Source organism: Spirillospora sp. NPDC052242 (assembly GCF_040679555.1).
Taxonomy (GTDB): Bacteria; Actinomycetota; Actinomycetes; order Streptosporangiales; family Streptosporangiaceae; genus Spirillospora.
In genome coordinates this window covers 1-7,624 of sequence record NZ_JBFAUZ010000102.1, presented here as the reverse complement: position 1 = coordinate 7,624, position 7,624 = coordinate 1, and the positions used below count along the sequence as shown (strand labels likewise).

Below are 7,624 nucleotides of genomic sequence, written 5' to 3'. Positions count from 1 at the left end.
TCGCGGCACCAGGAGAACGCTCCGACGCTGGTCAACATGTACGGGATCACGGAGACGACCGTGCATGTCTCGTACATCGCGCTCGATCGGGCGTATGCGGCGACCGCGCCCGGCAGCATCATCGGAACGGGCATCCCCGACCTGCGCGTCTATGTCCTGGACGACCGGCTGCGTCCCGTCCCGCCCGGTGTGATCGGTGAGCTGTACGTGGCGGGTCCGGGCCTCGCGCGCGGTTACCTGAACCGTCCCGCGCTGTCCGCGGAGCGGTTCGTCGCCGATCCGTACGGCAAACCGGGCACCCGCATGTACCGGACGGGCGACCTCGGGCGCTGGCTGGACGGCGGACGCCTCGAATACCTCGGGCGCGCGGACCAGCAGGTTCAGCTGCGCGGGTTCCGGATCGAGTTGGGCGAGGTCGAGGCGGCCCTCACCCGCCACGACGAGATCCGCGACGCGGCCGTGGTCGTCCGGGACGATCGCCTGGTTGCCTACGTGGTGGGCTCGGGCGTCGACTCCTCCGAAGTGCGGCGTTTCGTCGGTCGTGATCTGCCCGACTACATGGTCCCTGCGGTCATCGTCGAGCTGGACGCGCTGCCGCTGACGGTGAACGGGAAGCTTGACCGCAAGGCTCTCCCCGAACCCGACTTCTCGGCCAAGGTCTCCTCCCGCACCCCCTCCACCCCCGAAGAGGAGACGCTCGCCCGCCTGTTCGCCGAGGTCCTGAACCTCGAACGGGTCGGGGTGGACGACGGGTTCTTCGATCTGGGCGGTGACTCGATCATCGCGATCCAGCTCGTCTCCCGCGCCCGGCAGAGCGGCCTGGTGATCAGCCCTCGCGAGGTGTTCCAACACCAGACCGTCGAGGAACTGGCGGCCGTCTCCCGCCCTGTCGGGGAGGACGAGCAGGTCGAGGCGGAACCGCCCGGCGCGGGGGTCGGCCCGGTGCCGGTCACGCCGATCGTCGGGTGGCTGCGGGAGCGCGTGGACGGCGACGCGTCGCTCATCGCCGGGTTCCACCAGTCGATGCTGCTCCGCACGCCGCCCGCACTCGGCGTCGACCGGCTGGCGGGCGCGCTCGCGACCCTGATCGACCACCACGACGTCCTCCGGCTCCGCCTCGACGTGGACGAGGACGCGGACGACGGCGGCCGCTGGCAGCCCGTGGTCCGCCCGGCGGGCACGGTGGACGCCGCCGCGCTCGTCACCCGGGTCGACATCGCGGGCCTGGACGACGACAAGCGGGCCGCGCTGCTGGCCGAGCAGGCCGCGGCGGCCCGCGACCGCCTCGACCCGCGGGACGGGACGGTGGCGCAGCTCGTCTGGTTCGACGCGGGCGACGACCAGGGCCGGCTCCTCGTCGTCCTGCACCACCTGGTCGTGGACGGCGTGTCGTGGCGGATCCTGCTGCCCGACCTCGTCACCGCGTGGGCCGGGGGAGACCTGCGGCCGGTCGGGACGTCGTTCCGCCGCTGGGCGCAGAAGCTCACCGCCGCCGCGCCCGGGGAGGACGCCCTCGAAGACTGGCTGGACATCGTGGACGGGCCGCCGCAGCGGCTCGCGTCCCGCGACCTCGATCCGCGCGTGGACATCGCGGCCCGCGCCCGGCACGTCACCCTCGACCTGCCCGCCGACGTCACGGGCCCGCTGCTCACGGACGTCCCGGCCGCGTGGAACGCCCGCGCGAACGACGTCCTGCTCGCGGGCCTCGCGCTGGCGGTGGCGCAGTGGCGGCGGCACCGGCCGGGCGGCGGGCGCGGCACGGACGTGCTGATCGACCTGGAGGGGCACGGGCGCGACGACGTGGTGCCGGGCGCGGACGTGTCCCGGACGGCCGGCTGGTTCACCTCGATCCATCCCGTGCGCCTCGACGCCGGGCCCGCCGACTGGACGGACGTCCGCGCCGGGGGGCCGGGCGTCGCGGCGGCGGTGAAGAAGGTGAAGGAGCAGCTCAGGGCCGTCCCGGACGCCCTGCAGTACGGGCTGCTGCGCTACGCGGACCCGGACGGGGAGGCCGCGGCGGAGCTGGCCGAGGCGCCGCCCGCGCAGATCGCGTTCAACTACCTCGGGCGGGTCGCGCCCGGCGGCGGCGAGGACTGGGCGCTCGCGCCGGAGGAGCCGCCCGCCGGGGAGGACCCGCGGATGCCGATGGCGCACGCCCTGGAGATCAACGCGATCACCCGCGACCTCCCGGACGGCCCCGTCCTGTCCGCCACCTGGACCTGGCCGGGCGAGCTGCTGGACGGCGCCGACGTGCGGGAACTCGCGGACGCCTGGTTCACCGCCCTGCGCGGCCTCGTCGCGCACGTCACCGCCGCCGCGGCCGGCGACGGGTCCGCGCCGGTCGGCGGGTTCACCCCGTCCGACCTGCTCGTGGACCTCGACCAGAGTGAGATCGACACGCTGCAGAACGCCTGGAGGAACCAGCATTGAACCGGGGGGACCTCGAAGACATCCTGCCGCTGTCGCCGCTGCAGCAGGGGTTCTTCTTCCACGCCCTGTTCGACGCCGACGACACCGACGTCTACACGGCGCAGTTCGTCCTCGACCTGGAGGGCCCGCTGGACGTCCCGGCGCTGCGGGCCGCCGCGGAGACGCTGCTGCGCCGCCACGCGAACCTGCGGGCCGCGTTCTGGCACGAGGACCTGTCGCGGCCGGTGCAGGTGATCCCGCGGACGGTGGACCTGCCGTGGGAGGAGGTCGCGGCGGCGGACGCGGCCGAGGCCGACGCGGTCGTGGCGCGGGAACGGGCCCGCGGGTTCGACATGACCGCGCCGCCGCTGCTGCGGTTCGTCCTGGTCAGGATGGGGCCCGAGCGGTTCCGGCTGGTCTTCACCAACCACCACATCCTGCTGGACGGCTGGTCGACGCCGATCCTCGCGACCGAGCTGTTCACGCTGTACGTGCAGGGCGGCCACGACGCGGGGTTCCCGCGCGTCACCCCGTACAAGAACTACCTCGCGTGGCTCGCGCGGCAGGACCGCGCCGCCGCCGAGGACGCCTGGCGCCGCGCCCTCGACGGCGTCGACGGACCGTGCCTGGTCGCGCCGGAGGCCGCCGCCCGCGCGCCCCGCCCGCCCGAGCGGACGATCACCGCGCTGGACCGGCGGACGACGCGGCGGCTCACCCGCGCGGCCCGCCGCCACAACGTCACGCTGAGCACCGTCCTGCAGGGCGCGTGGGGGCTGGTCCTCGGCCGGTTCCTCGGCTCCCGCGACGTCGTGTTCGGCGCGACCGTCTCGGGCCGCCCGCCCGAGCTGCCCGGCATCGAGCAGATGGTCGGGCTGTTCATCAACACGCTGCCGATCCGCGTCCGGTACCGGCCGGACGAGCCGCTCGCCGCGCTCCTCGAACGGCTGCAGGCCGAGCAGACCGACCTGCTCGCGCACCACCACCTCGGCCTCACCGACATCCAGCGGGCCGCCGGGCAGGGCGGCGCGCTGTTCGACACGATGACGGTGCTGGAGAACTACCCGTTCGACCCGGCGTCGATGGAGGGCTCGCTGAACGGCGTCCGCATCGCCGCCGCCGACTCCTACGACGCCACGCACTTCCCGCTGTCGTTCGTCGCCGCGCCAGGTGAGGAGCTTTCGCTGCGGCTGCATTTCCGGCCGGACGTGTTCGAGCGGGACGCCGTGGAGGGGCTGCTGGCCCGGGTCCGCCGCGTCCTGGAGGCGTTCGCCGACGACCCGTCCCGCCCCGCCGGCGCCCTCGACCTCGCCGGGGACGGCGGGCGGGCCGCGCTCGCCGCGTGGAACGACACCGCCGCCGGCGCCCCGGCCGGGACGCTCCCCGACCTGTTCGAGGCGCGGGCCGCGCGGACCCCGGACGACGTCGCGCTCGTCTGCGGCGACGCGTCCCTCACCTACGCCGAGCTGAACGACCGTGCGAACCGCCTCGCCCGCGACCTCGCCGCGCGCGGCGTCGGCCCCGAGGACCACGTCGCGCTCGTCCTGCCCCGCACCCCCGACGTCGTCGTCGCGATCCTCGGCGTGCACAAGGCGGGCGCGGCGTACGTGCCGGTCGACCCCGAGTACCCGGCCGACCGCATCGCGTTCATGCTGGACGACTGCGCCCCCGCGTGCACGATCACCGCGGACGACGTCCCGTCCGCCGGCGACGGGCTCGGGAACCCGGACCGGCCGGGACTGCGCGGCGCGAACGCCGCCTACGTCATCTACACGTCGGGTTCGACCGGCCGCCCGAAGGGCGTGACCGTCACCCACACGGCCGTCCTCAACTACTACGAGGCGCACCGGGAACGGTTCATCGACCCGGCCGCCGAGGCGGCGGGCGGGCGCCGGATGCGGTTCGCGCACCTCGCGTCGTTCTCGTTCGACACGTCGTGGATGGGCCTGCTGTGGATGATGCACGGCCACGAACTCCACCTCATCGACGACGACACCCGCCGCGACGTCGAGGCGTACACCCGGTACGTGGCGCGCGCACACATCGACCTCGTCAACACGACCCCGTCGCACTTCACGTCCCTGCGCGACGCGGGCCTGCTCGACGACGACGGGCGGCACCGCCCGTCCCAGCTCCTCCTCGGCGGCGAGGCCGTCGGCGACGCCCTCTGGGCCGAGCTGCGGGCCCTCGCGCCCGGCCTCACGACCCGCAACTTCTACGGGCCGACCGAATCGACGATCGACACGATGAACCAGGTCGTCGCCGACGCCGACCGGCCCTCGATCGGCGGACCGCAGCGCGGCACCCGCGCCTACGTGCTGGACGCCGCCCTCCAGCCCGCGCCGCCCGGCGTCCCCGGCGAGCTGTACCTGGCGGGCGTCCAGCTCGCCCGCGGCTACCTCGGCCGCCCCGGCCTGACCGCGGAACGGTTCGTCGCCGACCCGTACGGCGCGCCCGGCGACCGCATGTACCGGACCGGCGACCTCGCCCGGTGGCGCCCCGACGGCACCCTCGAGTACCTCGGCCGCGCCGACGACCAGGTCAAGATCCGCGGATACCGGGTCGAACCCGGCGAGATCGAGTCCGTCCTGTCGGGGTTCGAGGGCGTCGCGGGGGCCGCGGTGGTCGTCCGCGACGGCCGCCTCGCCGCTTACGTCGTCCCCGCCTCCGTGGACGTCGCCGCGCTGCGCGCCCACGCCGCCGCCCGGCTGCCCGACCACATGATGCCGTCGCTCACGGCGCTCGACGCGCTTCCGCTCACCGTGAACGGCAAGCTCGACCGGGCCGCGCTGCCCGCCCCCGGCGGCACCGCCGGGACCGGCCGCCGCGCGCCCCGCACCCCGCAGGAGGAGATCCTCGCGGGCCTGTTCGCCGAGATCCTCGGCGTGCCCCGCGTCGGCGCCGACGACTCGTTCTTCGACCTCGGCGGCGACTCCCTCACCGCCACCCGCCTCGTCGGCCGGGTCCGCTCCGCCCTCGGCGCCGAACTCCCCGTCCGGGCGCTGTTCGAGGCGCCGACCGTCGCCGGGCTCGCCGCCCGCCTCGCCGGCGCCGGGCGCGACGTCCGGCCCGCCCTCCGGCCCGCCGAACGGCCCGCCGTCGTCCCGCTCTCGCACGCGCAGCAGCGGCTCTGGTTCCTCAACCGGTTCCAGGGCGCCGGGGCGCTGTTCACCATGCCGATCGCGCTCCGCCTCGACGGCGCCCTCGACCTCGACGCGCTCCGCGCCGCGCTCGCCGACGTCGCCGCCCGGCACGAGTCGCTCCGCACGATCTTCCCGGACGGGTCCGGCAGCGCGCGCCAGCTCGTCCTCGACCCGGCCGCCGCCCGGCCCCGCCTGGAGGTGACCGCGACCGACGAGGCGCGGCTGCCCGCCGCCCTCGCCGCGGCCGCCGGGCAGGGCTTCGACCTCTCCGTCGAACCGCCGCTGCGGGCCCGCCTGTTCGCGCTCGGCGGCGACACGCACGTCCTGCTGCTGCTCCTGCACCACATCGCCGCCGACGGCTGGTCGATGGCGCCGCTCGCCCGCGACGTCATCCTCGCCTACGCGTCCCGTGCGGAGGGGCGGGCGCCCGAGTGGGCGCCGCTGCCGGTGCAGTACGCCGACTACACGCTCTGGCAGCGGGAGCTGTTCGGTTCCGAAGACGATCCGAAAAGCCTTATCTCGCGGCAGATCGCCTACTGGCGCGAGGCACTCGCCGGACTGCCCGACGAACTGCCGCTCCCCACCGACCGGCCGCGCCCCGCCGAGGCGTCCTACCGGGGCGGCACGCACGAGTTCGAACTCGACGCCGACCTGCACGCCGGGCTCGCCGCCCTCGCCCGCCGGCACGGCGCCAGCCTCTTCATGGTCGTGCAGGCCGCCTACGCGGCCCTCCTCACCCGGCTGGGCGCCGGGACGGACGTGCCGATCGGCTCGCCGATCGCGGGCCGCACCGACGAGGCCCTCGACGACCTCGTCGGCATGTTCGTCAACATGCTCGTCCTGCGCACCGACACGTCCGGCGACCCCTCCTTCACCGACCTGATCGCGCGCGTGAAGGAGACGGACCTCGCCGCCTACGCGAACCAGGACCTCCCGTTCGAACGGCTCGTCGAGATCCTCAACCCGGCCCGCTCGATGGCCCGGCACCCGCTGTTCCAGGCCGTCCTGTCCTTCCAGAACAACCCCGAGGCCCGCCTCGAACTCGACGGCCTCACCGGCGGCGCCGAACCCCTCACCTCCGGCGTCGCGAAGTACGACCTGTCGCTCTACCTGCGGGAACGCCACGGCGACGACGGCGCGCCCGGCGGCCTCGAAGCCGCACTCGAATACGCCCTCGACCTGTTCGACCCCGCCACCGCCGCCTCGATCGGCGACCGCTTCGAACGCCTCGTCCGCGCGCTCGTCGCCGACCCCGACGCCCCCATCGGCGCCGCCGAGATCCTCGACTGCGCCGAACGCCGCACCCTCCTGCGCACGTGGGCGGGCGGGCGCGCCCCCGCCGCCGAACGCGCCACGATCCCGGCGCTGTTCGAGGCGCGTGCGGCGGAGCGCCCGGACGCGGTGGCCGTCACGTTCGAGGGGGTGTCGTGGACGTTCGGTGAGGTGAACGCGCGGGCGAACCGGCTGGCGCGTCGTCTGGTCGAGCGTGGTGTGGGTTGTGAGCAGTTCGTGGCGTTGGCGTTGCCGCGTTCGGCGGATCTGGTGGTCGCGATCCTGGCGGTGCTGAAGGCGGGCGCGGCGTACGTGCCGATCGACCCGGATTACCCGGCCGATCGCATCGCGTACATGGTCGACGATGCCCGTCCCGTCCTGACGATCAAGCCGGAGGACGTGGACGCGCCGGGGTACGACGACACCGACCTCGGCGTCCGGATCTCCCCGGACAGCCCCGCGTACGTGATCTACACGTCGGGTTCGACCGGCCGCCCGAAGGGCGTCGTCGTCCCGCACCAGAACGTGGTGCGACTTCTCCGTTCCACCGAAGAGTGGTTCACGTTTGGTCCGGATGATGTGTGGACGCTGTTCCACTCGTACGCGTTCGACTTCTCGGTGTGGGAGTTGTGGGGGTCGCTGCTGTACGGCGGCCGCCTCGTGGTCGTGCCGTACATGACCTCCAGGTCGCCGCAGGACTTCCTGCACCTGCTCGAAGCCGAGCGGGTGACCGTCCTGAACCAGACGCCGTCGGCGTTCTACCAGCTCATGGCCGCCGACCGGGAGAACCCGGGGCGCGATCT

The 7,624-nt window shown here is 74.4% G+C and carries 2 protein-coding genes; both read left to right on the top strand.

Annotated elements, in window-relative coordinates:
• On the top strand, window positions 1-2,430 hold a 2,430-nt coding region (locus AB0L25_RS40765; RefSeq protein WP_500178983.1), incomplete at its 5' end, for a condensation domain-containing protein.
• Window positions 2,427-7,624: amino acid adenylation domain-containing protein (locus AB0L25_RS40760; RefSeq protein WP_500178982.1), on the top strand; the 5,198-nt coding region annotated here is incomplete at its 3' end. The genes AB0L25_RS40765 and AB0L25_RS40760, both read left to right, overlap by 4 nt.